The sequence below is a fragment of the Paraburkholderia phenoliruptrix genome (assembly GCF_047325075.1).
Classification (GTDB): Bacteria; Pseudomonadota; Gammaproteobacteria; order Burkholderiales; family Burkholderiaceae; genus Paraburkholderia; species Paraburkholderia phenoliruptrix.
Map to the genome: position 1 here is coordinate 1,699,319 of NZ_CP168530.1, position 25,601 is coordinate 1,724,919.

Here is a 25,601-nt window from a genome sequence, read left to right on the forward strand (position 1 = left end):
CCTGAACGGAACGGTAAGCAAGAAAACAGCCATGTGCGTCTCCGGCGCAAAAATGGTGCCGGGAATAGGCTTTGCTTTACCTTCCTGACATGGCATCCGAACCCACCTCGAACATCGCAGCGGAGCATGCCGGCCCCGGGGATCTCGTCATTGCACGGCCCGAGGGCTTGTATTGTCCGCCGGGCGATTTTTATATCGATCCCTGGCAGCCCGTCGGGCGCGCCGTGATCACGCACGCACATTCCGATCACGCGCGCTTCGGGCATCGGCATTACCTCGCGTCGCGCGCCGGGGCAAATGTGCTGCTGTCCCGCCTGCCTGACATTTCGCTGCAAACGCTCGCGTATGGCGAGCGGCTCGACATCAACGGCGTGACCGTTTCACTGCATCCGGCGGGACATGTGCTGGGTTCCGCGCAGTTGCGCATCGAGTATCGGGGCTGCGTGTGGGTCGCATCCGGCGATTACAAGCTCGACCCCGATCCGACCTGCGACGCATTTGAGCCCGTGCGTTGCGACACATTCATCACCGAATCCACGTTCGGCCTGCCGATCTACCGATGGGACCCGCCCCAAGCCGTGTTTGACGGCGTCGATTCATGGTGGCGTCATAACGCGTCCGAAGGACGCGCTTCTGTTCTGTTCTGCTATTCGTTTGGCAAGGCGCAGCGCGTGCTCGCGAGTGTGGACGCGGGCATCGGGCCGATCTTTTGCCATGGCGCGGTCGAGCCGCTCAATCGCGCCTATCGCGAGGCCGGCGTGCGGTTGCCGCCAGTGCGGCTCGTCAGCGAAATCCCGCCGAAAGAAAAGGGCGTTTTCAAAGAGGCGTTGATCGTGGCGCCGCCGTCGGCGCAAGGCAGCGCTTGGCTCCGACGCTTTGGCGACTATAGCGACGCGTTTGCGTCGGGCTGGATGCGCTTGCGCGGCGCGCGCCGCAGACGCGGCGTCGACCGGGGCTTCGTCCTCTCCGATCACGCCGACTGGCCCGCGCTGCAAACGGCGATTGAGGCAACCGGCGCAGAACGCGTCATTGTCACGCATGGCTCGGTCGAGCCGATGGTGCGATGGCTGCGCGAGCAAGGGCTCGAGGCCGGCGCATTCGCGACGCAATACGGCGACGATGCAGTCGAAGCCGATGCGCTCGGCGGCGTCGAAACCGTTTCCGAAAGTGCCGTCGAACAAGCCGCCGTCGAAGCGAGCCTTGAACCCGGCGCCCGTGCGCTCGACGACACTGAGAGCCGTTCATGAAACGCTTCGCTGCTCTCTACACCGCGCTTGACGCAACCACGTCCACGCATGACAAGCTCGAAGTGCTGACCAGCTATTTTTCGGTAGCCGATCCAGAAGATGCTGCATGGGCATCCTACTTCCTCGCAGGCGGCAAGCCGCGGCAGTCGGTGCCCACGCGTCTGCTCACCGAGTTTGCGCGCGAACGCGCGGGCCTGCCCGCGTGGCTTTTCGACGAGTCGTATCACGCGGTCGGCGATCTCGCGGAGACCATCGCGCATATTCTGCCACCCGCGCAGCGCACTTCCGAACTGGGACTCACGCAATGGATCGAGCAGCGTGTGCTCACGTTGCGCGGGCTCGAGCCCGAAGCATTGCGCACGCGGCTCTTCAGCTATTGGGACGAACTCGACTGGAGCGGCCGTTTTCTGCTCACGAAGCTGATAGGCGGCGGTTTTCGCGTCGGCGTTGCGCGGCAACTGGTGGTGCGAGCGCTCGCCGAGGTGGCGGGTGTCGACCACAAGCGGATCGCACAACGCATGGTCGGATGGACCGATTCGCGACAGAAGCCGGATGCCGCGCGCTATCTGCGCCTCATCGCGCCTGACGTGTCCGGGGCGGCGGCGCGGGACGGCACAGACGGCGCGGACGGCCCCCACGCTCAGCCTGCAGGCGAGCGTCACGACAGCGATCTCGGTTTGCCGTATCCGTTCTTTCTCGCGCATCCACTGCAGGCGGATCCGCAAACGCTCGGCGATCCGTCGCGCTGGCTGATCGAATGGAAGTGGGACGGCATACGCGCGCAACTCGTCAAGCGCGCGGGACGCGTGTGGCTGTGGTCGCGCGGCGAGGATCTCATCACTGATCGTTTTCCCGAAGTCGTCGCACTTGGCGAGGCGCTGCCGGACGGCTTCGTCATTGATGGCGAGATACTCGCGTGGGAGCCGGGCGGTGCCATGCCGCTGCCGTTCGCGCGTCTGCAACCGCGCATCGCACGCAAGACGCTGAGCAAAAAAATTCTCGCTGATTCGCCCGCTGCATTGCTCGCTTACGACCTGCTCGAAGTCCACGGCGAAGATCTGCGCATGACGCCGCTTGCAGACCGGCGTGCACGTCTGGACACGCTTGTTGCATCGCTCGGCGATTCGCTCGCGGGCGATCTGCTGCGGGTATCGCCGCTCGTCTGCGGAACCGATTGGCAGGCCCTGGCGGCGCTGCGCGAAGAGAGCCGCGCGCGCGGCGTGGAAGGCCTGATGCTCAAGGAGCGCGAGTCGCTATACGGCGTGGGCCGCACAAAGGCCTCGGGCACGTGGTGGAAATGGAAGATCGACCCTTACGCGGTCGATGCCGTACTGGTTTACGCGCAGCGCGGACACGGGCGCCGCGCGAGCCTGTACACGGATTTCACGTTCGCAGTGTGGGACGAAGCGAACGGCGTGCGCACGCTCGTCCCTTTCGCGAAGGCGTATTCGGGTCTTACCGATGAGGAAATGCGCCAGGTTGACGCCATTGTGCGCAAGACTACGATCGAGAAATTCGGACCGGTGCGTAGCGTCACGCCGACACTCGTCTTCGAAATCGGCTTTGAAGGCATTCAGGCGAGCACGCGTCACAAGTCCGGCGTGGCGGTGCGCTTCCCGCGCATGCTGCGCTGGCGCACGGACAAGCATATCGACGACGCCGATACGCTCGCGATGCTGAAAGGCTTTATCGACGAACGTGCGGCCTGAACGTCGCAGTCATTCATAAAGCATGTAGTCAGAAAGCATGTAATCAGCAAGCATGTAATCGATAGCGCAGTGCGGCGCGGGAGCGAATCTTGCGAGCCTGCGCCGGGTGCTGCAAAGCGGCATCCGCAAGATACAAGGAGAAGACGGTGACGTTCGATAACCAGCTCGACGACAGTGAAGACGTGGTCGTATGGCGGCCAATACAGTATGCGATGGCTTCACACCGTCGGGTGCTGGTGGTGGACGACTATCGCGAGGCGGCGGACGCGCTGCAGATGCTGTTGAACGCGGACGGATTCGAATGTCGCGCGCTCGAAGACCCGCACGCGGTGTGCGACATGGCGTCGGAGTGGCAACCGTTCGCCGTGGTGCTCGACATCAAAATGCCGGGACTCGACGGCTTCGAGCTTGCGCGCCGTTTGCGCGCGCATCCGTCGACGGCCCATATGCTGCTGGTGGCATGCACCGCGTTTGCTTCGCGTGACGACCGCGCACGGGCGCGTGCCGTCGGTTTCGACGCTCATTGCGCGAAGCCGTTGACGCCCGAGCGTTTGTTGCGCGTGCTGGAATCGGCGGCGGCCTTGCATGCGGTGGGACCGCCGTAAAGCCTGCGCGGGGTTTGAAAAAACTGCGGTTCCCCGAGTGCAGATGTCGGGCTGGCGAACCCGGTTGTCGATTCAGTTGTCGGCTCGGTTGCACAATTCAGGTGCCGATCTGGTTGGCCGGTATCCTTGCATGTGCCGCGCGTCACCCAGGCGCTCGCATGCCGTTGCCCTCCGTCGCCGTCGTCTTGCGTTTTATTCCCATGCATATCGCCGCAGCACGAATCCCCCTCCTACCGCCTGTGTGCGGGCCCGCCGGTTGCTAAAACTGTTGCGACGCCGTGCGTTTCGCACGCCGCATATGTTCATCAGCATTCTGGAGGACCGTAATGAGCGACACCCAACGTCCCACGCCGCCGTTCGAAGGACAGCAGCAGGACCAGACGCCCGGACGCACCGCGCAGATGCAACCTCAGCCCGATCACGGCGAGAAGTCGTATAAGGGCTCGGGCCGCCTTGCCGGCAAGGCGGCGATCATCACGGGCGGCGACAGCGGCATTGGCCGCGCAGTGGCCATTGCCTTTGCACGCGAAGGCGCGGACGTGCTCATCGCTTATCTGAACGAGCACGACGATGCGCGCGAAACCGCGCGCTGGGTCGAAGAGGCGGGGCGTAAGGCGGTACTGGTGCCAGGCGACATCACGGACCGCGCGCATTGCAAGGCGATCGTGGACAAGGCCGTGGAGGCGTTCGGCCGGCTCGACGTGGTGGTCAACAACGCAGCGTACCAGATGACCTACCCGTCGCTCGATGCGATCACCGACGACGAGTGGGACAAGACTTTCGATACCAACATCGGCGCGATGTTCCGAATCACGCGCGCCGCGGTCAAGCACATGAAGCCCGGCGGGGCGATCGTCAACACGACGTCGATCAACGCCGATCATCCGAACCCCGGCTTACTCGCCTATGCGACGACCAAAGGCGCAATCCAGAATTTCACGGGCGGCCTCGCGCAACTGCTTGCCGAGAAGGGCATACGCGTGAATTGCGTGGCGCCCGGGCCGATCTGGACACCGTTGATTCCGTCGACGATGCCGCCGGAAAAAGTCGAAAAATTCGGCCAGCAAGTGCCGATGAAGCGGCCGGGGCAGCCTGCCGAACTTGCGCCGGCTTACGTTATGCTGGCATCCGATGAAGCGAGTTACATCTCGGGCGCTACGATCGCCGTCACAGGCGGCTCGCCGATTATTTAGGTATCTTGATTAAAAGTTCCCTGCCGTGCGGTCTGCGAGCCCGGACAGACCGCGCTGGCGGGAGCTTTGCGCGCATCCGCATTTTTCGTCATCCTGCCGGGCACAGCGATTGCGTGCGTGGATAGTTCGTCCCGTGCGCTTCCTGTGCGTGACTCATCGTCAGGAGAAATCCTCATGAACACTCCCACTGTGCAAAGGCCGCTCGACGTCGTACCGAGCGACGTTCAGCGCCTGCCGGTGAGCTTCGACATTAACGGCAGGAAGCACAGCTTCGAAGTGGAAGCCTGGACTTCACTGCTCGACCTGCTGCGCGAGCACTGCCATTTGACCGGCACCAAGAAGGGCTGCGATCACGGGCAATGCGGCGCATGCACGGCGATCGTGAACGGTCAGCGGATCAACACCTGCCTCGCGCTCGCGGCCGTCCACGACGGCGCTTCGATCACCACGATCGAAGGACTCGCGAACGGCGAGCAATTGCATCCGGTTCAACAGGCTTTCATCGATCACGACGCGTTTCAATGCGGCTACTGCACGCCTGGGCAGATCTGCTCCGCCGTCGCCATGCTGCAGGAAGGCCGCGCGAAAACCGCCGCCGACGTGCGCGAGCTGATGAGCGGCAACCTGTGCCGCTGCGGCGCGTATGCCGGCATCGTTGCTGCAATTCTCGACGCGGCCGGTATCGCGGACACAAAGGCGCTGCCATGAACCGCTTTTCCTATGCGCGCGCGAGCGATGTGTCGCAGGCCATTCAGCAGCATCGCTCGAATGGTGCGGCTGCATTTATCGCGGGCGGCACCAATCTCGTGGACCTGTGGCGCGAAAATGTTGCGCATCCGCAGCTTGTCATCGACATCAACGGTTTGCCGCTCAGGCAGATCGAGCCGACGGCGACAGGCGGCCTGAAAATCGGCGCGCTCGTGACGAACAGCGCCGCCGCCTACGATGCCACCATCGGCGCGCGTTACCCGTTGCTGGCGAAAGCGATCCTCGCCGGTGCGTCGCCGCAGATTCGCAACGTGGCGAGCGTCGGCGGCAATCTACTGCAACGCACACGCTGCCTTTATTTCTACGATGCCGGCACGCGCTGCAACAAGCGCGAGCCCGGCACCGGCTGTCCGGCAATGGAAGGCGTGAATCGCATGCACGCGATTCTCGGCGCAAGCGAACACTGCATCGCCGTGCATCCATCCGACATGTGCGTCGCATTAGCGGCGCTCGATGCAACGGTTCATCTGTGCGGTCCTGAGGGCTCGCGCGTGCTGCCGTTCGCCGAATTTCACCGCTTGCCGGGCGACACGCCGCACCTCGACACGAACGTGCGCGAAGACGAACTGATTACTGCGGTCGAATTGCCGAAGCAGGGCTTTGCGGAACATCACGCTTACGTGAAAGTGCGCGACAGGGCGTCGTATGCCTTCGCTCTCGTATCGGTCGCGCTTGGGCTCGAACTCGACGGCGACACGATCGTCAATGCGCATTGCGCGCTTGGCGGCGTCGCGCACAAACCGTGGCGCAACGCCGACGCTGAGGCGTCGCTGCGCGGCAAGCCGCTCACCGTCGACACGGTACGCGATTTTGCCACTGACCTGCTGCGCGAAGCGCGTGGCCGCCGCGGCAACGCATTCAAGATCGAATTGACCGCGCGCGCCATCGAGCGTGCCTTCGCCATGGCAGCGCAACGTTCACTGAAGGAGCCGGCGCGATGAACCGCACTGAGACATTGCCGGCTTTGCGGGCGCGCGGCGTGCCGCACAAGCGTGTCGACGGCAGACTGAAAGTGACCGGCGCCGCGCAATACGCCGCCGATTTCCCCGCCAGCGGACTCACGTATGGCTTCGTGGTATCGAGCACGATCGCGGCGGGACGCATCGTGTCGATCGACTCATCCGCGGCCCTCGCGTTGCCCGGTGTGCTGCATGTGCTGACCTATCAGAACCGCCCACAGCTGCCTCGCGAGGACAAGCCCTACAAGGACAAGGTCGCGCCCGGCGGAAGCCCACTGAGGCCCCTCTGGGACGACCGTGTGTGGTACAGCGGCCAGCCGGTCGCGCTCGTGCTCGCGGAGTCGCTTGAACTCGCGCGTCATGCGGCATCGCTTGTCGACGTGCGCTATGAATCGGCCCCGCATCAGACGGATATGGGCGAGGCGCTGATGCATGCCGAGCCGCCGTCCACGGAAAAAGGCGGCTTCGATCCGCCGCCCGAACCGCGCGGCGACGCCGATAGCGCGTTGGCGGGCGCCGCGGCGCGCGTCGATGCGTTCTACAGTACGCCGGCTGAATATCACAATCCGATGGAAATGCATGGTTGCACGGTCGTGCCGGACGAACAGGGACGTCTGACCGTTTATGAAAAGACCCAGGGCGTGGTGAATACGAAGTCGTATCTGACGGCCGTGTTCGGCCTGACGGACGACGAGGTGCAGGTGGTCTCGCCGTTCGTCGGCGGCGCGTTCGGCTCGGGTCTGCGACCGCAGTATCACCTTGCGCTCGCCGTCATGGCGGCGCTCGAATTGAAGCGACCTGTGCGCGTGACCCTCACGCGCCAGCAGATGTTCACATTCGCGCATCGGCCGCAGTCCATCCAGCGGGTCGCGCTCGGCGCCGCCGCCGACGGCCGCCTGCAGGCGGTGATTCACGAAGCGGTGTCGGAGACCTCGCAATACGAGGATTACTGCGACGTGGTGGTGAACTGGGCCGGCCAGCTGTACCGATGCGAGAACGTGACGCTCGGCTACAAGGTCGTGAGGCTCGACGTGCCCACGCCCGCCGACATGCGCGCGCCGGGCGCGGCACAAGGTCTTTTCCCGCTCGAAGTCGCGATGGACGAACTGGCGGAAGCCTTGCGGATGGACCCGCTGCAACTGCGCCTCATCAACTACGCCGAGCGGGATGCGAACAGGAACCTGCCGTTCTCGAGCAAGGCCTTGCGAGACTGCTATCGCGAAGGCGCGCAACGCTTCGGCTGGCACAAGCGGCCGCTCGCGCCGCGCGCCCGGCGCGAGGGCAACGAACTGATCGGCTGGGGCATGGCGACGGGTGCGTGGGATGCCATGCAGAACGAAGCATCGGCGCGAGCGGTACTCACGCGGGACGGACGCGTGACCGTATCGAGTTCGACCGCGGATATCGGCACCGGCACCTACACCGCGATGACCCAGATCGCGGCGGATGCGCTCGGCGTGTCGCTTCAGGACGTCGTCTTCGAACTCGGCGATACGCGCTTGCCGAAGGCGCCGATAGAAGGCGGATCGTGGACGGTGTCGTCAGTCGGCAGTGCGGTCGATGCCGCTTGCAAGCGCCTTTCCAATCGCCTTGTCGAACTGGCGCGGCAATATGGCGGCGCGCGTTTCGCGGGCGCTGCGCACGAAGACATCCGCCGCATGGGAAAACGGCTCGTGTGCGGGTCCGGCGCACAGGACGCCATCGACGTCGACACGTTGCTGGAACGCGCCGGCCTCGACCAGCTCGAGGAGCAGGCGACCGTGAAGCCGCACGAGAAACAGCAGGCTTACTCCATGGGCACGCATTCGGCCATTTTCGTCGAAGCGCGCGTGGACGAGGCGCTCGGCACGGTGCGTGTGACACGCGTGGTGAGCGCGGTGGCCGCGGGGCACATCGTCAATCCCAGGACGGCGGCGAGCCAGGTGGCGGGCGGTGTGGTGTGGGGCATCAGCATGGCGCTGCACGAGGAAGGCCAGTTCGACCACGATCTGGGCCGTCAGATGAACCACAACCTCGCCGAATACCACATGCCCGTCAACGCGGATATTCACGATATCGACGTGGTGTTCGTGGAGGAGCACGACGATATCGTCAATCCGCTCGGCGCCAAGGGCGTGGGTGAAATCGGCGTGGTGGGTGTCGCGGCAGCCGTGAGCAACGCGATCTGGCATGCCACAGGCAAGCGGGTGCGCGATTTGCCGATCACGCTCGACAAGCTGTTTGCCTAAGCCGCGCGCGCCCCGTTGCGCTCAAGCTGTTTCGCGGCGCGCGAAGCATTGCGCTCGCGCGCCGCTCATCCGGCTAGAACGCCCTCAATCGGCGTACTTGAATTCCGGCAGCGCTTCCAATGACTTTTTGGTCGCCTCCGGCAACACGACGCGACGGTTGGTGATCTGCAGATCGTTGAAGGGCACCGCAACCAGATGTTTGCCCATGCCGAGAAATCCCCCCACCGAGAGAATCGCGTATGTACTGCGGTCGCTGCCTGGCGATACGATCAGATCGTCGACCGTCCCGATGGTGTCCTTGCTCTTGTTGAACACGTCGGCGCCCGTGAGCTTCGACGCGCGATAACCGCTCGCGAGCTGCACGACGTCCGTGCGCTTTTCCGTGATGGACTGCGGGGCGCCTTGCGCAGAGGCGCTGCCGTACGGCGCAAGGCTACCCGCGACGAGCGCCGCTGCAAGCAGCGTTCGAAGTTGCATGCTACGCATGATGTTTCTCCTTGTTATGTGTGGCGCCGGTCGCGGCGCTTGGAGCCAGCTTTCAAACGCGTCGCCGCAAATTTCATGCCGCGCCAAGGGTCGCCTGGCGGAGACCAGGCCCGCACATTGCTACACGAGCGAGCCTGATATTCATATCGCCTACACTAAAAAGGCGCGCGAGCGCTCATCCTCCTCACAGGGACCTCTATGTCATCTCCGACCCACTACTCGTCGCGCATCGCGGAAGGTACGCCTTTTCCGCTCGGCGCGACATGGAACGGAAGCGGCGTGAACTTCGCGCTGTTCTCGGCGCACGCAACGAAAGTCGAGCTTTGTCTCTTCGACGAGACGGGGCAAAATGAAATCGAGCGCATCGAACTGCCGGAATATACCGACGAGGTCTGGCACGTGTTCGTGCCGAACCTGAAACCCGGCGCGGTATATGGATATCGCGTGCATGGCCCGTACGAGCCGGAGAACGGCCATCGCTTCAATCCGAACAAGCTGCTGCTCGATCCCTACGCCAAGGCGCATATCGGCGAACTGAAATGGGCGCCGGAAATTTTCGGCTATACGCTCGATTCGGAAGACGCGGACCTCTCGTTCGACGAGCGAGACAGCGCGCCCTTCGTACCGAAGTGCAAGGTCGTCGACGCGACCTTTTCATGGAGTCACCCCGAGCGCAATCCGCTGCCGTGGGATCGCGTGATTTTCTACGAGACGCATGTGCGCGGCTTTACGAAGCGCCATCCGCAAGTACCGGAGAAGCTGCGCGGCACTTTCGCGGGGCTCGGACAGAAAGCGGTGATCGAATACATCAAAAGCCTCGGCGTGACTTCCGTCGAGTTGATGCCGATCCAGACGTTCGTGAACGACAGCTATCTGCTCGATAAGGGCCTCACTAACTACTGGGGCTACAACACCATTGGCTTTTTTGCGGCCGACCCGCGCTTCTTTGCTTCGTCGACGGAATCCGTCGGCGAATTCAAGGGCATGGTGGACGCCTTTCACAACTCGAATCTCGAAGTCATTCTGGACGTGGTGTACAACCATACCGCCGAGGGAAACGAGCGCGGCCCGACGCTCTCGTTCAAGGGCATCGACAATGCGTCGTACTATCGGCTGATGCCCGACGAGCCGCGCTATTACATCAACGATACGGGTACGGGCAATACGCTCAATCTCTCTCATCCACGCGTGCTGCAGATGGTGACCGACAGCTTGCGCTACTGGGTGACGGAAATGAAGGTGGACGGTTTCCGCTTCGACCTCGCGACCATTCTCGGCCGCGAGCCGCATGGCTTTGACGAGGGCGGCGGTTTTCTCGACAGTTGCCGGCAGGACCCGGTGCTCTCCAGCGTGCGGCTCGTCGCGGAGCCTTGGGATTGCGGACCGGGCGGCTATCAGGTGGGCGGCTTTCCGCCGGGCTGGGCCGAATGGAACGACCGCTTTCGCGACACCGTGCGCGCATACTGGAAGGGCGACGAAGGCATGGTCGCGGACCTCGCGACGCGCCTGACCGGATCGGGCGACAAGTTCAACCATCGCGGACGGCGTCCGTGGGCGAGCGTGAACTTTATCGCCGCGCACGACGGCTTCACGCTGAACGATCTGGTTTCGTATAACGACAAGCACAACGAAGCGAACGGCGAGGACAACAACGACGGCCACTCGGACAACAGATCGTGGAATATGGGTGTCGAAGGTCCAACGGACGACCCCGAGATCCGGCAGCAACGCGAGCGTCAGAAACGCAATCTCCTCGCGACCTTGCTGCTGTCGCAAGGCACGCCGATGATCCTCGCGGGCGACGAATTCGGCCGCACGCAGAAGGGCAACAACAATGCCTATTGCCAGGACAACGAGATCAGCTGGGTGGATTGGGACGGTATCGACGACGACGGCCGCGCGCTCGCCGAGTTCGTCAGGAAGCTGACGACGCTGCGCCACCGCTTGCCGGTACTGCGCCGCAGCCGCTTTCTTACGGGCGAGTACAACGAAGCGCTCGATGTGACCGACGCGCGCTGGCTCTCGCCCGACGGCACCGACCTCACGCCCGAGCAATGGGCCGATCCGCTGATGCGCTGCTTCGGGCTCGTGATCGACGGTCGCGCGCAGGCAAGCGGGATCCGCCGTCCGGCGTCCGACGCGACGCTGCTCCTCGTGCTGAACGCGCATCACGACGTCGTCAACTTCAGATTGCCCGACGTGCCCGAGGGCGAGCGCTGGACCTGCCTGCTCGACACCAACATGCCAGTGCGCGCGGAGCTGCCGCAGTTCAGCGCCGGCGACGAGTATCAGGTCACCGCACGTTCGCTGCTGCTGTTCGCGCTCGAAGCGCCGAGCCGCGCGACTCAACGCGTGTTCGAAAAGCTCGAAGAACAGCTCACCTCCGAGGAAAGCGACGCACCGCCTGTCCCCTGAGCGGGAATATCGCTTGCTTTCCTGACAATGGCCACGCGCATTCATCACGATGCGCGCGGCTTCGCCATGCCGGCATCCGCGAGACCTTTAAGCGTAGGTGATCAAATGGAACAGGAGCAGACCTCCCAGGAAGACCAGATTCGCACGCGGGCTTACTACCTGTGGGAGCACGCGCCCGAGCCCAAGGGCACACCCGATGAGTACTGGGAGCAGGCCCGCAGTGAAATCGAAAAGGAAGCGCCGCCCGTGGAAAGCGGGCCGATTGCAGAGGAACCCAAAAAATAGAGAGCATGACAGGGAGCGCCACAATAAATAACGACGCGCTGCACATAGCGCCATGAAGGACTCGCCGCGCGCCACGCCGCCTACCCGCATCGACGCACCGCCTGCCGCGTTCGGTCTCGACGCGCTGATTGCGCTGGCTGTCGGTGCCGGCTTTGTCGCGTGCCTGTATTTCGCGCGTGCTGTGCTGATTCCGATGACGCTCGCGATTCTGCTGAGCTTTCTCGTCGCGCCGCTCGTGAAATCGCTGGGCCGGCTGAAGCTCGGCCACGTTGCGTCAGTGTTCGCGGCAGTGGTGATGTCAGTCTCGGTAATCGGCGTGCTCGGCGCGGTGATCACGATGCAGTTGACCGAGCTCGCCGCGGGCATGCCGCGTTATCAGGCGACGATCGAGCGCAAGATGGAAGCGGCGCATACGCTGACTGTCGGCAAACTGGACCGCTTTGCGAAAGCCGCGGGTCAGGCACTGCAGCGTGCCACGGTCGAACCGTCGCAGCCGGAGCCGCGGCACGATGCATCTTCGGCGGATGGCCGTGCGCCCGCGGCCGTGCCCGTCGAAGTGCGCGAGCCCGTGCCGACGCCGCTCGAAGTCGCACGCCGGGTGTTGTCGCCGGCCATCAGTCCGCTCGAGACCGCGTTCATCGTCTTCGTCGTGATGGTGGTGATCCTGCTGCAGCGCGACGATCTGCGCGACCGCGCAATCCGTCTCTTCGGCTCGCGCGATCTGCACCGCACGACCATGGTGATGGACGAGGCCGCGCGGCGCCTGAGCCGCTACTTCGTCTCGCAACTGGGCCTGAATGCGGGGCTCGGGGTCGCGATCGGCGCAGGGCTGTTTTTTATCGGCGTGCCGAGCCCGATTCTATGGGGCATACTCGCGGCCTTGCTGCGCCTCGTGCCGTATGTCGGTATCTGGATCGCAGGCGCGCTCGCCACGGCGCTGGCCGCCGCGGTCAGTCCCGGCTGGGACATGGCGGTCTGGTCCATTGCGCTCTTCGTGACAGTCGAACTGCTGGTGGGACAGGTGGTCGAGCCTTTGCTGTACGGCCGCAGCACCGGGCTTTCGCCGTTCTCGGTCGTGGTCGCCGCGATTTTCTGGAGCTGGATCTGGGGGCCGATCGGCCTGATTCTGTCGACGCCGTTGACGCTCTGTCTGCTCGTGCTCGGCCGGCATATCAGGCGTCTGGAATTTCTTGACGTCATGCTGGGCGATCAGCCCGCGCTCACGCCGGTGGAGAACTTTTATCAACGCGCTCTCGCGGGCGACCCCGACGAAGCGATCGCGCAGGCCGAAGCGCTGCTGCGCGAACGCTCGTTAGCCGCTTACTACGACGAGGTGACGATCAAGGGCCTGCAACTGGCCGCCAATGACGTGGTGCGCGGCAGCGTCACGGCGGCGCAGCTTGCGCGCATCGAGTCCACCACGAACGATCTCGTCGATGGCCTCGACAGTTATGCGGACGAGCCGCCGCTGCCGTCTGCGGAAGACACCAACGCGGACGTCGGGCCGCTCGCGCCCTGGCGCAATACACCGCCTGCGGCGCCGCTCGCGCACATGGTGTTCGCCAGCCAGCTTCCACGCGGCGACGCCGACGAGCGAGCGGAAAATAGCGCGCACAAAGCCGATGACGAAGCGCCGGAGCCTGCGTCCGAGCCCGCCGCCGTGCGCGCGCTGGACATATCTCGGCCGATGCCGCGCGCTGCGAATCAACGCGTGCTGTGCATACCGGGCCGCGGCCCACTGGATCCGCTCGCCACGACCATTGTGCTGCAGTTGCTCGGCAAACATGGCTTCACGGCGCGCGCAGTGCCGCACGAAGCAGCCTCGCGTGCATCAATCGATCAGATGGACGCCGACGATGTCGCGCTTGTCTGCCTCGTCTACTTGCAAATAGACGGCATTCCTTCGCATTTGCGCTATATGGTCCGGCGTATTCACGCGCGCTTGCCGAAAGTGTCGATTATCGTCGGACTGTGGGCCCCGGAAGATCTGGAGAAGTGGAGCGTCGATCTGCAAAACGCCATGGGCGCCGAGTGCTACGTGACCTCGTTGCAGGAAATGCTCGCCGCGTGCCATCTGTGCTGCACGGGAACGAGTGCCGAGCCGTTGGCCGCGGCAAGCGCTTAACGCTAGCAACAAGTGCACGGCAAAACGCCCGGCGCGTGCGCGGTCCGGGCGTTTTGCGAGTGAGCGGCGGCGGCTATTTGCCAGTGGCCTCGCCTTCGGATGCACTGTCTTCGTCGTCGGTCACGATTTTCGTGGTGCCGCCGGTGGAAGGCGGGTCGCTGGCCGGAAACGTGTCTTCAACCTGCTTGTCGATCTGCTTCTCGGTCTTGTCGGCATTCGGATGTTGTTCCTTCGATTCTGGCATGAGGCTTCTCCTTTCACTAACAGATGTGATGCGCAAAGCGGCTCGCGATTCGCGCGGTCCACATGGGGTGCTTTTTACATCGACGTGTAGAGTTGAACGATGGCGGTGTCCTTCATGGTGGATTCCAATCAGCGCCGTCGCACGAGTCGCGCCCGACAATCCGCAATGCCTGCGCCCGCGTGAGCGGCTCGCGTCGCATTGCATCGACCAGATGCGCGGTTTGAGCGTCGCGATTGCACGCGAGCACGGCAGCGACCCTGTCGTCCTTCATATAGAGCGCAGCAAAATCGTGCTGCTCGAAATCGCCGTCGAGGACTAGCTCGTCCCACTCGCTCGCATGGCCGAGGTACTCGAAGTTCTTGCCGAAGTGATAGGTCCAGAAAAACGGCACGGCGTTGTAGCGGTTACGCGCGCCGCACATGTTTTGAGCCGCGATGCGCGCCTGTTGCTGCGCGACGCGCCAATGTTCGATCCGCACGGGCTCCTCGTTTTCGCGCAGCGGAAACACCGCAATGTCTCCCGCCGCGTAAAGCCCCGGCGCGGCCTGCATGCCTGCGTTCACGATCACGCCGCCGTCCTGCTGCAGCGGCAAACCTTCGACAAAACCCGTCGCGGGCGCAACGCCTGTGCCTAACAGTACGAGGTCGGCGGCAATATGCTCGCCGCTTTCCAGCATCACCTCATGCACGTTGCCTTCTTCGCCTTCGAGCGAGGCGACCCTGGCTTGCAGATGAAACCTGACGCCATTGCGCTCGTGCAGCTCGCGAAACATGCTGCCGACACGCTCGCCGAACTGCTTTTCGAAAGGCACCTTATCCGGCGAAATCATACTGACCTGCACGCCGCGTTTGCGCAGCGCGGCCGCCGTCTCCAGTCCGATGAAACTGCTGCCGAGAATGGCCACTTGCGTCGACGCGGCGCCTTGCATGAGGCCGTCGGCCGAGCCGTCGCCGAGGGCCTCGACGATGGCCGCGGCGTCGTCGAGGTTGCGCAACACGTGCACGCCGCTCAGCTCGCAGCCGGGAATACGCGGCACACGCGGCGCGCTGCCGGTGGCGAGCAATGCCGTGTTGTAAGTGAGCTCGCCGCCGGTGTCGAAGTGGATCGTTCGTGCCGGCACGTCAAGCCGCGCGACCTTCGCGACGATCCGCTCCACGCCGTGGCGCTCGTACCAGTCGGGCGTGAGGAGGGGCGGTACGTCGTCGGCAGGCATCTCGGCGGAAGGGACGAATTTGCTCAGCGAAGTGCGGTCGTAGGGCGCGTGCGGTTCATCGCCGATCAGCGTCACGCGGCCCGTGAAGCCGTATTCGCGCAGCGCGGCGCACGCCGCTGCGCCGGCGGCCCCTGCGCCGATCACGGCGAAGTGCGGTTCCGGCGTGCGCGCAGGCTCGGTTTCGCCGGGCAGCTTCTCAGAGCTGACCATGATGTCGTCGCCGTCGACGATCACCGTGTAGCGTTCGAGCGGCACAAGCGGCGGCGGCTCCAGCACTTTTCCGGTGGCGGCGTCGAAGGTGCCTTTGTGCCAGGGGCAAATGATGCGGCCGCGGCAGAGCGCGCCTTCTTCGAGTGGCCCGCCGGCGTGCGGGCAGTCGGCGGAATAGGCACGCACGGTATCGCCGTCGCGGATCAGGAGAATCTTGTGGTCGTCCACGATGACGCGCTCGGCACGGTCTTCGCGCAATTGCGAAAGCTGGGCGACGCGTCGGGTAGTGAGGGGCATGCGCATTTCCCGGAGTGATCAAGAGCGCTCGACGTACTGAAGCCGCGGGGCGATGCAATGCGGCGATGCGCGCGGGAGTTCTTCTGGAGCAGCAATTCGTGTGCCCGAGCGTTGGCGAAACGCAGCTGCGCGGAAGATTGTGGTGGGTTCGCGCGTCGCTATGTGCATGGCGGAAAAGTGCGGTAGATTCCGGGTAAGGAATTAGCGCACGACCAGCAGGGCACGATACGTGCGACCAGTTCACTGACTTGTATGAACTTTGAGTGGAGACGTAGGCCGTGCAGCGTGCGGAGAGAGTCGCAGTCGATTTCCCCATGCCGTCGCGCAACTTTTCGGCGACGCGGCGGATGCTTCTTGTCGTGCTCGCCGTGTCGATTCTTTTCCCGCTCGCCTGTCTCGCCGGTTATGGCTACTTCGATTACCAGCGGCGAATTGCCGATTCGAATGATGTCATCGATCGGCTCGTGCGCGTGACCGAAGAGCAGGCAGTCAAGGTGCTCGACCTTAATCAGCAGATGGCGTCGCGCATCGTCGAATTGATCGGCACGGAGGATGACGCGCAGATTCGCGCGCATGCGTCGGAGTTGAACCGGCAGTTGCGCGAGATTGGCGGAGACTTTCCGCAAGTGGCGTCCATCTACCTGATCGGCGCGAACGGCGACCTGCTGGTGTCGAGCCGCGCTTATCCCGCGCCGGCCATCTCCATGAGCGAACGCGAGGACTTTCTCGCCGCGCGTGCCATGCGCCCGCATCCGTACTTCTCGCTGCCGATGCTCGGCACGCTTTCGCAGACCAATGTGTTCAACACCGCCATAGGACGAATCGGCGAGGGTGGCACGTTCCTCGGCGTCGTGTCGGTCGCGTTGCGCAGCGAGTACTTCTCACGCTTTTACCGCGAGTTGACGAACGGCGACACGTCGCTTGCGCTCGCGCTTTATCGGGCGGACGGCAATCTGCTGGTGCGCTATCCGCCGTGGCCCGGAGGCGTGAAGGCGCCCGCGGCGAACGCTTTCGCCGCGGCTTTGCGCGACAAGCAGTGGTCGGGGCATGTGCGCGTCAAATCGCCGGTAGACGGTGTGGAGCGGCTCGTCGCGTTCAGGCGCGTCGGCGATTACCCGCTGTACGTGTCGAGCGCCTATGCAACCGGCGCGATCGTCGACGCGTGGCGGCGGCATTTCATCGTGATTGCCGCATTGACGGCGGTGCCCTGCATCGCAATCTGGATACTGGTGCTGTATTCGCTGCGTCAACTGGACGGCGAACGGGTTGCGTGGGAACGCTGGCAGGGCGAGGTCGCGATGCGGCTCTCGGCGGAAGCTTCGAGCCGGCAATTGCAGCGCATGGGTGCGCTCGGCAATCTGGTTGCCAACGTCGCGCACGATTTCAATAACCTGTTAATGGTCGTATCCGCGAACATCGAGTTGGCGCGTCTTAAGCGCTTTAACAACCTCGAAAAGGAAATGACCGCGGTGCAGCGCGCCACTGCGACGGCGGAGTCGCTGACGCGGCGTCTTTTGAGTGTCGCGAAGAAACAGCCGCTCAAACAGGAGCCGATCGACCTCAGGAAATGGATGCCCGGCGCCGCGCCGCTCATCGAAGCGGCGCTTGGCGATCATATCGAGCTCGCGCTGAGTATCGTCGACGATGTCTGGCCAGTGCTTGCCGATCCAACCGACCTCGAACTCGCGATCATGAACCTCGCGGTTAATGCACGCGATGCCATGCCGCGCGGCGGACGCTTTGTAATCCGCTGCCAGAACAACCGGCTGGTGGGCAGCGACACGCTGCTGCCCGACGGCGAATACGTGCTGATCGCCTGTTCCGACGATGGCGAGGGCATGCCCGAATCGGTCGCGCGGCGCGCGTTCGAGCCGCTTTTTACCACCAAACTGAGCGGATCCGGCGCGGGTCTCGGGCTGGCGCAGGTGCTCTCGATGTGCGAACAGGCGGGCGGTACGGCGAAAATCGACAGCGTGCAGGGCAGCGGCACGACGGTGCGCCTCTATCTGCCGCGTTATCGCGAACGCCGGCAGAAGGAGGCCGCGGCAGAAGAGGTGGCCGAGCAGTCGGCGCTGCGGCACACCGGCATGGTGCTGCTGGTGGAAGACAACGAAGATGTCGCGGCCGGCGTCGCAGCGGTGCTGCAGACCTTCGGTTGCGAGGTGCGGCACGAGCCCACCGCCGATCAGGCGTTCGACGTCCTCACCGGCGGCGAGCGTTTCGAACTCGTGCTGTCGGACATCCAGATGCCGGGCAAGCTGAACGGCATCGACCTCGCGGAAAAGGTACGCAGTACCTGGCCTTCGCAGAAAATCGCCTTGATGACCGGTTACGCCGATGAACTCGAACGCGCCCGGCGTCTCGGCGTGGCGATATTGGCCAAGCCGTTCAATATCGCCGAACTGCATGCACTCGTTGCCTGTGAATCTTGAGCAATGCGCGTGAGCAACGAGCATGAGCAATGCGCACGCGCAACGCATCTCTGCAATGACACCGATTTTCAATGGCGCGGCACACCCCTTGCTGGACTCCTGACGAGGCATGCGCACGCAGGTTCGCCTGCGCGCTCGATCCGCTTCTATTCCGCTTTCATCCCGACAGGAGAACAGTCATGAAGATCAAGAAGGCATTGCTCGTATCCACACTGCTCGCGGCGTCCTCGCTTGCGATGGCCCAAGGCACGGGCGGTGGCGGCGGCGGCCCGGCCGGCAACGACCCGAGTACGAACGCCAATGCATCGACGCGCGAGGGCGGCGACATGCAGGGTTCCAGCTCGATGTCGCATTCGAAGATGAAGAAGCATTCGTCGAAGTCGAAGAAAATGAAGCCCGCAACCGACACGACCAATATGCCCGGCGCCGACGCGAGCAGCGACACGAAGGGCCAGTAAGGCGCCTGTCGTTTGCCCACATTTGCGGCGAACGGTGTGGGAGTGAGGCGCGGTGGGCGCCTCACGAACACCGCAGCTGGTGTTTTCGTTTTTGCGTTTTCTACGTTGACGCTAGCTGTTTTCCTGCGCTGCGTCGTAATTGCCGAGCGCCGCGGCGCTGTTCAGGCGCGCGCGTTTGAGCAGGGCCTGCTGCGCTTCCTTGACGTTGCCGGCCGCGCCTCGCCACGCTTGCAACGGCGGCTCCTGCAGCGCGCGACCATACGAGAAGCTCAGGTTCCAGGGCAGCGGTCCGAGGCGATTCATCGCGTCGAGATTGGCGGTCGCTTCTTCAGGCGATTGCCCGCCAGATAGAAAGACGAGGCCGGGCACCGCCGAGGGCACGGTGCGTTTCAGAATCCGCAGCGTGTAGGCGGCGATATCCGCGGTCGACGATTGCCGCGCGTTTTCCGAACCGGCGAGCACCATGCTCGGTTTGAGCAGGATGTGTTCGAGCACCACGCGATGCCGGTGCAACGCATGAAACACCTCATGCAGGACCGCTTCGGTGACTTCGGCACTGCGCTCGATGGTGTGATCGCCATCCATCAGCACTTCGGGTTCGACAATCGGCACGATGCCGGCTTCCTGCGAGATCGCCGCATAGCGGGCGAGCGAGTCGGCGTTGGCTTCAATCGCGAGACGGCTCGGCAGATTGGCCGCGATGTTGTATACCGCGCGCCACTTCGCGAAGCGCGCGCCTTGCTGCTTGTAATCGACGAAGCGGCGCGCAAGGCCGTCCAGGCCTTCTGTGATTTCATCGCCGGGAGCATGAGCGAGCGGAATCTTGCCGAGGTCGACCTTGATGCCGGGCACGATGCCGTTTTTCGCGGCGAGTTCGGGAAACGGCGTACCGTCGTCGGCTTTCTGGCCGAGCGTTTCCTGATAGAGAATGACGCCGCTCACGAATTCGCCGAGACCGGGGGTGGTGAGCAGCAGGTTGCGATAGGCGCGGCGATTCTCTTCTGTCGACTCGATGCCGATGCTCTTGAAGCGTTTCGCGATGGTGGGGCCGCTTTCGTCGGCGGCGAGGAGACCCTTGCCGGGTTGAACCATGGCGTCGACGGTGGCTTGCAGTTCGCTGCGGGTGTCCATGAGATGCACTCCCTTTGTTCCGGTTGCGGAAGAAAACCTGCGCTCGCGACGCGCGCTCCGACGCTGCGGGTTCGGCCTATTCGCCGATCAGATGCAACACGATGTCGCGATGCTGCGTATGACGCCGATGCTCGAACAGATACAGACCCTGCCATGTGCCGAGCACCATCTGCCCATGTTCGACGGGCACGCTCAATTGCACCTGGGTCAACGCGGTGCGCAGATGCGCGGGCATGTCGTCGGGACCTTCGGCGTTGTGCTCGTAGCGTTGCTCGTCTTCGGGTGCAAGCGTTGCAAAGTAGCGCTCCAGGTCGCGCTGGACCGACGGGGCCGCGTTTTCCTGAATCAGCAACGATGCCGACGTGTGACGGCAAAACAGCGTCAGCAAGCCGGTTTCGATGTGCTGCGCTGCGACGAAACGGCGGGCTTCGTCGGTGAATTCGACGAGGCCACGCGCGCGGGCCTTGACGCTCAGGTGATGGATGGCTTGCTTCATGATGGAAGCGCTCGGTGCGGTCAGAGCGACGCGAACGCGTCCGTGATCTGCTCGACGCTGGTGGGGCGCACCACGCGCGCCACTTCCGCGCCGTCGCGCATGAAAACCAGCGTGGGCCAGAGTTTGACCCTGAACGAGCGGCCAAGCGGCCGGCCGGGGCCGTCCTCGATTTTCAGATGCCGTATGCCCGCATGGGCCTCGAACGCTTTCGCGATGGACGGCTGCGCGCCCTGGCAGTAGCCGCACCAGTCCGTGCCGAACTCGAGGACGGTTGCGCCGGGCAACGCGTCGACTTCGGCTCGTGACGGGGCGTGGGTGGAATAGGCTGTCCGGGTTGCCATGCATGCTCCGCTACGGATCGGGTTGGGCACCGAGTGTTTGTGAATTCGTGCGTGCGCGGCCGCAAAGGCGCGCTGCACGTTAGTTTGATAAGAGTACCAGCTATTGGTTCGAGGGGCGGGTGCGGCGCATGCGAGCAGTGATCTTTGGTGCGGCCCTTGCGCGCCTGTCATTTGCAATCCCCGTCGCTGTAAAAAAGGCCATAAATTTGGGATACACCCCCCCGCCTTTACGCGGCCGCACACCCGGTCGATAATGCCCCGTTCAATCCCGCCACGAAGCTTGCCCCGCGCGCCGCGCCGCGCAGCCTCGCTTCTCCTGAGCCCACAGCCGCCCGTGTTGAAAAACTCACGTTTTTTTGGTCTGCTGCACATTCCCGGCTTCAAGCCGCTTGCCGCCGCCACGCTGATGCTCGGTGTGGCCATGTCGTTCACTGCTCCGTATCTGTCGCTCTTCGGCGTCGAACGCGCCGGCATGACGCCGTTCCGGCTCGGTGTCTTCATGACGTTGATCGCCGCGAGCGGTGTGCTCGCGAGCACCTTCGCCGGCCGCTGGAGCGATGCAAGCGGCCGGCACCGGCCGCTCTTGCTCGTCGCGCTCGTGCTCGCCGCGCTTGGCTACCTCGGGTTATGCGTGGTGCGCGATTACCGGCTGCTGCTCGTCGTCGGCATTGTGTTTATCGGTGCGGGCGGCTCGGCCATTTCGATGGTGTTTTCGTTCAGCCGCGCCGCGCTGCCCGTGCCGGACGCGGCCGAGCGTGTATTTGCCAGCGCGACGCTGCGCACCATTCTCTCGGCGGCGTGGGTGTTCGGGCCGTCGGTGGGCGCGCTCGTGCTCGCGGCGACCAGCTTCACCGGGCTTTTCCTGTTCGCGGCCGCGAGCTTCGCGGCGTGCGCCGCCATTGTCTGGCGCATGCGCGAGCCGCAAGGCCATCTCGGCGACCATACGGTGGAGGACACCGCGTCCGAGCCGTCGGCGTCGATCACCGTGCCGCCGCTCAGGGAGCCCGGTCCCGATGCGCATGAGGATCTGCCCGGCGTGGCTTCGGCGAACGATATCGGCCGCGCGGTCGCGGCGCTGACCTTGCTCGGGCTCGCCGCGAACGCCACGATGATCGTGCTGCCGCTCTACATCGTGCACGGTCTTGACGGCACGCATCTCGACGTTTCCGTCATGCTCGGGCTCGGCGCCTTGTCCGAGATTCCGATGATGCTCGCGCTCGGCGCGAAATCGTCGAAGCTGCATAAGCCGAACTGGCTTGCGGCCTGCGCCGCGGTTCACGCCGCGTATTTCGTGGGCATGTCGCTCGCGGGCAATGTGCATGTGCTGATTCCCATGCAGATGCTCAACGCGTTCGTGGTCGCCGTGACCTCGTGCCTCGGCATGACGTATGTGCAGGACCTCATGCCGCACGCGCCCGGGCGGGCCACGGCGCTGTTCTTCAATGCGGCGCGGGTCGGCTCCATTCTGTCGGGCGTGTTGTCGGGATTGCTGGTGCAGGCGTTCAGCTATCGCGGCACGTTTCTATTCTGCGGCCTGCTCGCGCTGGCTGCGCTCGTCCTGTTTGCCGTGCCGGGCTACCGCTATCCGCTCATGTGGCGAGCCGTGCGGCGCTTTGCGAGTACGCAATATGGCAGGCTTCAGGCGCGGCGCGCGCTGCGTGGAGGGCGTGAGCTTTGATCCAGCCGCAGCGCATGATCTGCGACTGGCGCAGGCTTGCAGCGAGCTGAACGGATCCGGCGTGCGGAACTTTAGCTCGCGTACAACCTCTCCAGAGAGGCGTATTGTTGTCAGCGCGGTTGCCAAAGCGGTTCTCAGCGCGGTTGCCAAAGCGGTTCTCAGCGCGGTTACCCAAGCGGTTGCCAGCGCGGTTGTCGGAGCCGTCGTCAGACGGTTATCAGAGCGCGCTTCCTGCGCCTGTGCACACGGCACACGGCGCGTGGCGCATGGCGCGCTCGCGTCGCCCGGCGGTCGGTAGTGAACGCGGTATCGGCATCTGAATGAAACCAGCCAGCATCACGTGGCACTTTCGGGAGCGGTGAAATGCAGCTAGGCATGATTGGATTGGGACGCATGGGTGCCGACATGGTCCGGCGCCTGACGAAGGGCGCTCAGCAGTGCATTGTCTACGACGTGCAGCCCGCCGCCGTGGAGCGGCTCGCGCAGGAGGGCGTGGCGGGCGCCTCGTCGCTGGAAGACCTCGTCGCCAAACTCGACAAGCCGCGCGCGGTCTGGCTGATGGTACCCGCCGCGGTGGTCGACGGCACGCTGGAAAAACTCGTGCCGCTGCTCGAACCGGGTGACATCGTGATCGACGGCGGCAATTCCTATTATCACGACGACATTCGCCGCGGCGCCGAGCTGGCCGAACGCAAGCTGCATTACGTGGATGTCGGCACGAGCGGCGGCGTCGCGGGACGCGAGCGCGGCTATTGCCTGATGATCGGCGGCGAGGCCGACGTGGTGCAACGGCTCGAGCCGATTTTTTCGACGCTCGCGCCGGGCGCAGCCGCCGCGCCCGCCACGCCAGGACGCACGGCGGGCGCCAGCACCGCGGAGCAGGGTTTTCTGCATTGCGGGCCGCTCGGCGCCGGGCACTTCGTCAAGATGGTCCATAACGGCATCGAGTACGGCTTGATGGCCGCGTATGCCGAGGGTCTCAACATTCTGCGTCACGCCGACGCCGGCAGGCACGCGCGCGACGCGGACGCCGAGACTTCGCCGCTGCGCCGTCCCGAGTTCTATCAATACGATCTCAATCTGGCCGATATCGCCGAAGTCTGGCGGCGCGGCAGCGTGATCGGCTCGTGGCTCCTGGACCTGATCGCGGGCACGCTCGCGGGCGACGCAGATCTTAGGAGCTACGCAGGCCGCGTATCCGACTCGGGCGAAGGGCGCTGGACCATGGCCGCGGCCATCGACGAAGGCGTGCCCGCGCCGGTGCTGAGCGCGGCGCTGTTCGGGCGTTTCAGTTCGCGCGGCGAAGCGGACTTCGCGAACCGCGTGCTGTCGGCCATGCGCCACGACTTCGGCGGCCATGCCGAGAAGCCGGCCGAATCGCCCTAAAACCCGCAGGGCTGATCGGTCGCAAGCTGATCGCGCCGATCGCCCGGCGTCCCTTCGCCTCGCCCCAAAGCACAGTACAGCCCATTCAGGGAGCCGGACATGCCAGCCGCAGAAGCCAACGGAACCACGCCGCACGACGTCGTCTTCCTGTTCGATTGCGACAACACCTTGCTCGACAACGATCATGTGCTGTCGGACCTGCGCGCGCATATGATGCGCGAGTTCGGCACCGACAACAGCACGCGCTACTGGGAAATTTTCGAGCAGTTGCGCAGCGAGCTCGGCTATGCAGACTATCTCGGCGCGTTGCAGCGCTATCGCACCGAGCATCCGCGGGACACGCGCCTGTTATTGATGTCGTCGTTTCTGATCGACTATCCGTTTGCGAACCGGCTTTATCCCGGCGCGCTCGACGCATTGCGCCACGTCGGCCAGTACGGACCCACGGTGATCCTGTCCGACGGCGACGTGGTGTTCCAGCCGCGTAAGGTCGCGCGTTCGGGCTTGTGGGAAGAAGTCGGGGGCCGGGTGCTGATCTACATTCACAAGGAGCTGATGCTCGACCAGGTGATGGAATGCTACCCGGCGCGCCACTATGTGATGGTCGACGACAAGCTGCGGATTCTCACGGCCATGAAGAAAGCCTGGGGCGGCAGGCTGACCACGGTATTCCCGCGTCAGGGCCATTACGCGCTCGATCCGAAGGAGATCTTGAGCAATCCCCCCGCGGACGTGAGCATCGAGCGGATCGGCGACCTCGCGCAGTTCGACGTGAAAGCGCTGCTGTCCGGCAAGCCCTAGGCGTCGCGCAGCTTTGCCTGCGCGTCGGCCGCGCCCATCCGGCCGGCCGCGTCGAGTGCGCTCGCGCCCGCGGCGTCGCGCGCGTCCGGCTTCGCGCCGTGCGCAATCAGCAGGTCCATGATGGCGGTGCGGTTGAACATGGCGGCCACCATCAGCGCGGTGCGCCCGTCGGGCGACGCGCCTTCCACATCCGCGCCATGCGCGAGCAGCGTGTCGACCACGCCCTCAAAGCCTTTGAACGCCGCGCCTGCAATCGGCGTCTGGCCGTTGTTGTTGCGCAGGTCGGGGTCGGCGCCGCGTTCCAGCAGCGTGCGCACGGCATCCACGTGACCGTGGTAGCTGGCGAGCATCAGAAGGCTGTCGCCGTTCTCGTTGCGCAGATTCGGCGGCACGCCTTTTTCGATCACGGCGGCGAGCATCGCGGCATCGCCGCGGCGCGCCAGATCGAATACCTGCTGCGCGAGTTCGAGCAGTTGCGGGTCGATGGCTTGCCCCGAAGGCGGGGAAGAGTCGGCGGAATTCGTCAATGCAATCTCCTTGCGAGGATGCGGCGCAGCTCGGCGCATGAACGCCGGCAGCATACACAGTTTGTACCGGCGACGCGCGCACGCGCGCGGCGCGCCCCCTCAGGCGTGGCCGAACAGCTTCACGAGCAGCCCGAACACGCCGACCAGCACGGCCACGCCGGCACACAGCAGCACGAGCGTGAGAAGCAGAACGAGTGGCGCTTTCAGACGGTTGGATGTGGACATGATCAATGTGTAGGGTTAAGGACGAGTAGGGCCACGAACAGCGCAACCAGCAGGGCAACCAGTAGGGCACAAGCGGCGCAACGAGTCAGGTAACGACGCACGCGCAGGAATTCTGCAAAGCTTAAGCGTTTCGCCGCATCTG

At 64.2% G+C, this 25,601-nt stretch carries 23 protein-coding genes; 15 read left to right on the forward strand and 8 right to left on the reverse strand.

Features of this window, described 5'->3' with window-relative positions:
* Positions 1-89: 89 nt before the first annotated feature.
* From ACEN8U_RS07540 to ACEN8U_RS07570, 7 genes are all read left to right on the forward strand, one after another.
* Positions 90-1,247 (forward strand): ligase-associated DNA damage response exonuclease, encoded by a 1,158-nt coding sequence (locus ACEN8U_RS07540; RefSeq protein ID WP_310107707.1) that lies wholly within the window; start codon positions 90-92, stop codon positions 1,245-1,247.
* Positions 1,244-2,956 carry an ATP-dependent DNA ligase gene (locus ACEN8U_RS07545; RefSeq protein ID WP_310107709.1) on the forward strand — a complete coding sequence of 571 codons (1,713 nt, stop codon included), beginning with the start codon at positions 1,244-1,246 and terminating at the stop codon, positions 2,954-2,956. The genes ACEN8U_RS07540 and ACEN8U_RS07545 overlap by 4 nt, the downstream gene beginning before the upstream one ends.
* Positions 2,957-3,102: 146 nt before the next feature.
* Positions 3,103-3,561, forward strand: coding sequence for a response regulator (locus tag ACEN8U_RS07550; protein ID WP_013590170.1), 459 nt, complete (start codon positions 3,103-3,105; stop codon positions 3,559-3,561).
* Positions 3,562-3,887: 326 nt separating this feature from the next.
* Entirely contained in the window at positions 3,888-4,754 is an 867-nt protein-coding gene (locus ACEN8U_RS07555; RefSeq protein WP_310107711.1) for an SDR family oxidoreductase, read from the forward strand.
* 174 nt (positions 4,755-4,928) lie between these two features.
* Complete coding sequence (locus ACEN8U_RS07560) at positions 4,929-5,462, forward strand: (2Fe-2S)-binding protein (RefSeq protein ID WP_310107713.1); 534 nt, start codon at positions 4,929-4,931, stop codon at positions 5,460-5,462.
* On the forward strand, positions 5,459-6,463 hold the full coding sequence (locus ACEN8U_RS07565; protein ID WP_310107715.1) for a xanthine dehydrogenase family protein subunit M: 1,005 nt from the start codon (positions 5,459-5,461) through the stop codon (positions 6,461-6,463). Before ACEN8U_RS07560 ends, ACEN8U_RS07565 begins: the two co-directional genes overlap by 4 nt.
* Entirely contained in the window at positions 6,460-8,709 is a 2,250-nt protein-coding gene (locus ACEN8U_RS07570) for a xanthine dehydrogenase family protein molybdopterin-binding subunit (RefSeq protein WP_310107718.1), read from the forward strand. Before ACEN8U_RS07565 ends, ACEN8U_RS07570 begins: the two co-directional genes overlap by 4 nt.
* Positions 8,710-8,793: 84 nt before the next feature.
* Here ACEN8U_RS07570 and ACEN8U_RS07575 read toward each other — a convergent pair whose 3' ends face one another.
* Positions 8,794-9,195, reverse strand: coding sequence for a PRC-barrel domain-containing protein (locus ACEN8U_RS07575; protein ID WP_310107720.1), 402 nt, complete (start codon positions 9,193-9,195; stop codon positions 8,794-8,796).
* A 198-nt stretch (positions 9,196-9,393) separates the two neighbouring features.
* Here ACEN8U_RS07575 and glgX point away from each other — a divergent pair, with 198 nt between their 5' ends.
* The 3 genes from glgX to ACEN8U_RS07590 all read left to right on the forward strand — a co-directional run bounded on the left by glgX (position 9,394) and on the right by ACEN8U_RS07590 (position 14,020).
* On the forward strand, positions 9,394-11,610 hold the full coding sequence (gene glgX / locus ACEN8U_RS07580; protein ID WP_310107722.1) for a glycogen debranching protein GlgX: 2,217 nt from the start codon (positions 9,394-9,396) through the stop codon (positions 11,608-11,610).
* A gap of 105 nt (positions 11,611-11,715) precedes the next feature.
* Positions 11,716-11,895 (forward strand): DUF2934 domain-containing protein, encoded by a 180-nt coding sequence (locus ACEN8U_RS07585; protein WP_006047061.1) that lies wholly within the window; start codon positions 11,716-11,718, stop codon positions 11,893-11,895.
* A 52-nt stretch (positions 11,896-11,947) separates the two neighbouring features.
* Complete coding sequence (locus tag ACEN8U_RS07590; RefSeq protein ID WP_310107724.1) at positions 11,948-14,020, forward strand: AI-2E family transporter; 2,073 nt, start codon at positions 11,948-11,950, stop codon at positions 14,018-14,020.
* Between the two features lie 73 nt (positions 14,021-14,093).
* Here ACEN8U_RS07590 and ACEN8U_RS07595 read toward each other — a convergent pair whose 3' ends face one another.
* On the reverse strand, positions 14,094-14,264 hold the full coding sequence (locus ACEN8U_RS07595) for a hypothetical protein (RefSeq protein WP_310107726.1): 171 nt from the start codon (positions 14,262-14,264) through the stop codon (positions 14,094-14,096).
* Between the two features lie 112 nt (positions 14,265-14,376).
* Positions 14,377-15,984: an FAD-dependent oxidoreductase gene (locus tag ACEN8U_RS07600; protein WP_310107728.1), complete on the reverse strand. Its 1,608-nt coding sequence runs from the start codon at positions 15,982-15,984 to the stop codon at positions 14,377-14,379.
* 278 nt (positions 15,985-16,262) lie between these two features.
* Between ACEN8U_RS07600 and ACEN8U_RS07605 the strand changes: the two genes are divergently transcribed.
* Both ACEN8U_RS07605 and ACEN8U_RS07610 read left to right on the forward strand, forming a co-directional pair.
* Positions 16,263-18,416 (forward strand): ATP-binding protein, encoded by a 2,154-nt coding sequence (locus ACEN8U_RS07605; protein ID WP_310107729.1) that lies wholly within the window; start codon positions 16,263-16,265, stop codon positions 18,414-18,416.
* 179 nt (positions 18,417-18,595) lie between these two features.
* Positions 18,596-18,874, forward strand: a complete 279-nt coding sequence (locus tag ACEN8U_RS07610; RefSeq protein WP_310107731.1) for a hypothetical protein — start codon at positions 18,596-18,598, stop codon at positions 18,872-18,874.
* A gap of 111 nt (positions 18,875-18,985) precedes the next feature.
* On the opposite strand, the gene ACEN8U_RS07615 is transcribed toward ACEN8U_RS07610, so the two are convergent.
* The 3 genes from ACEN8U_RS07615 to ACEN8U_RS07625 form a co-directional block, all read right to left on the reverse strand.
* Positions 18,986-20,005, reverse strand: coding sequence for a class I fructose-bisphosphate aldolase (locus tag ACEN8U_RS07615; protein WP_310107734.1), 1,020 nt, complete (start codon positions 20,003-20,005; stop codon positions 18,986-18,988).
* Between the two features lie 76 nt (positions 20,006-20,081).
* The gene (locus ACEN8U_RS07620) at positions 20,082-20,501 is read right to left on the reverse strand and encodes a secondary thiamine-phosphate synthase enzyme YjbQ (protein ID WP_310107736.1); all 420 of its coding nucleotides are present in this window, start codon (positions 20,499-20,501) and stop codon (positions 20,082-20,084) included.
* Between the two features lie 20 nt (positions 20,502-20,521).
* Positions 20,522-20,842 carry a thioredoxin family protein gene (locus ACEN8U_RS07625; RefSeq protein ID WP_310107738.1) on the reverse strand — a complete coding sequence of 107 codons (321 nt, stop codon included), beginning with the start codon at positions 20,840-20,842 and terminating at the stop codon, positions 20,522-20,524.
* Positions 20,843-21,176: 334 nt separating this feature from the next.
* Between ACEN8U_RS07625 and ACEN8U_RS07630 the strand changes: the two genes are divergently transcribed.
* The 3 genes from ACEN8U_RS07630 (at position 21,177) to ACEN8U_RS07640 (ending at position 24,707) form a co-directional block, all read left to right on the forward strand.
* Positions 21,177-22,520 (forward strand): sugar efflux transporter, encoded by a 1,344-nt coding sequence (locus tag ACEN8U_RS07630; protein WP_310107740.1) that lies wholly within the window; start codon positions 21,177-21,179, stop codon positions 22,518-22,520.
* Positions 22,521-22,883: 363 nt separating this feature from the next.
* Positions 22,884-23,906 (forward strand): phosphogluconate dehydrogenase (NAD(+)-dependent, decarboxylating), encoded by a 1,023-nt coding sequence (gene gnd / locus ACEN8U_RS07635; RefSeq protein ID WP_310107741.1) that lies wholly within the window; start codon positions 22,884-22,886, stop codon positions 23,904-23,906.
* Positions 23,907-24,005: 99 nt separating this feature from the next.
* Positions 24,006-24,707: an HAD family hydrolase gene (locus ACEN8U_RS07640; RefSeq protein ID WP_310107743.1), complete on the forward strand. Its 702-nt coding sequence runs from the start codon at positions 24,006-24,008 to the stop codon at positions 24,705-24,707.
* Here ACEN8U_RS07640 and ACEN8U_RS07645 read toward each other — a convergent pair.
* On the reverse strand, positions 24,704-25,234 hold the full coding sequence (locus tag ACEN8U_RS07645; protein ID WP_310107745.1) for an ankyrin repeat domain-containing protein: 531 nt from the start codon (positions 25,232-25,234) through the stop codon (positions 24,704-24,706). The two genes, ACEN8U_RS07640 and ACEN8U_RS07645, sit on opposite strands and share 4 nt — an antisense overlap.
* A gap of 99 nt (positions 25,235-25,333) precedes the next feature.
* Entirely contained in the window at positions 25,334-25,459 is a 126-nt protein-coding gene (locus ACEN8U_RS07650; RefSeq protein ID WP_013590151.1) for a hypothetical protein, read from the reverse strand.
* Positions 25,460-25,601 lie beyond the last annotated feature (142 nt).

Bases quoted from the DNA above. Each gene is read 5' to 3' on its own strand.
- ACEN8U_RS07585 (WP_006047061.1), top strand. From the start codon at position 11,716: ATGGAACAGGAGCAGACCTCCCAGGAAGACCAGATTCGCACGCGGGCT.
- ACEN8U_RS07575 (WP_310107720.1), bottom strand. From the start codon at position 9,195: ATGCGTAGCATGCAACTTCGAACGCTGCTTGCAGCGGCGCTCGTCGCG.
- ACEN8U_RS07570 (WP_310107718.1), top strand. From the start codon at position 6,460: ATGAACCGCACTGAGACATTGCCGGCTTTGCGGGCGCGCGGCGTGCCG.
- glgX (WP_310107722.1), top strand. From the start codon at position 9,394: ATGTCATCTCCGACCCACTACTCGTCGCGCATCGCGGAAGGTACGCCT.
- ACEN8U_RS07615 (WP_310107734.1), bottom strand. From the start codon at position 20,005: ATGGACACCCGCAGCGAACTGCAAGCCACCGTCGACGCCATGGTTCAA.
- ACEN8U_RS07625 (WP_310107738.1), bottom strand. From the start codon at position 20,842: ATGGCAACCCGGACAGCCTATTCCACCCACGCCCCGTCACGAGCCGAA.
- ACEN8U_RS07595 (WP_310107726.1), bottom strand. From the start codon at position 14,264: ATGCCAGAATCGAAGGAACAACATCCGAATGCCGACAAGACCGAGAAG.
- ACEN8U_RS07540 (WP_310107707.1), top strand. From the start codon at position 90: ATGGCATCCGAACCCACCTCGAACATCGCAGCGGAGCATGCCGGCCCC.
- ACEN8U_RS07590 (WP_310107724.1), top strand. From the start codon at position 11,948: ATGAAGGACTCGCCGCGCGCCACGCCGCCTACCCGCATCGACGCACCG.
- ACEN8U_RS07565 (WP_310107715.1), top strand. From the start codon at position 5,459: ATGAACCGCTTTTCCTATGCGCGCGCGAGCGATGTGTCGCAGGCCATT.
- ACEN8U_RS07640 (WP_310107743.1), top strand. From the start codon at position 24,006: ATGCCAGCCGCAGAAGCCAACGGAACCACGCCGCACGACGTCGTCTTC.
- gnd (WP_310107741.1), top strand. From the start codon at position 22,884: ATGCAGCTAGGCATGATTGGATTGGGACGCATGGGTGCCGACATGGTC.
- ACEN8U_RS07560 (WP_310107713.1), top strand. From the start codon at position 4,929: ATGAACACTCCCACTGTGCAAAGGCCGCTCGACGTCGTACCGAGCGAC.
- ACEN8U_RS07610 (WP_310107731.1), top strand. From the start codon at position 18,596: ATGAAGATCAAGAAGGCATTGCTCGTATCCACACTGCTCGCGGCGTCC.
- ACEN8U_RS07620 (WP_310107736.1), bottom strand. From the start codon at position 20,501: ATGAAGCAAGCCATCCATCACCTGAGCGTCAAGGCCCGCGCGCGTGGC.
- ACEN8U_RS07545 (WP_310107709.1), top strand. From the start codon at position 1,244: ATGAAACGCTTCGCTGCTCTCTACACCGCGCTTGACGCAACCACGTCC.
- ACEN8U_RS07600 (WP_310107728.1), bottom strand. From the start codon at position 15,984: ATGCCCCTCACTACCCGACGCGTCGCCCAGCTTTCGCAATTGCGCGAA.
- ACEN8U_RS07555 (WP_310107711.1), top strand. From the start codon at position 3,888: ATGAGCGACACCCAACGTCCCACGCCGCCGTTCGAAGGACAGCAGCAG.
- ACEN8U_RS07650 (WP_013590151.1), bottom strand. From the start codon at position 25,459: ATGTCCACATCCAACCGTCTGAAAGCGCCACTCGTTCTGCTTCTCACG.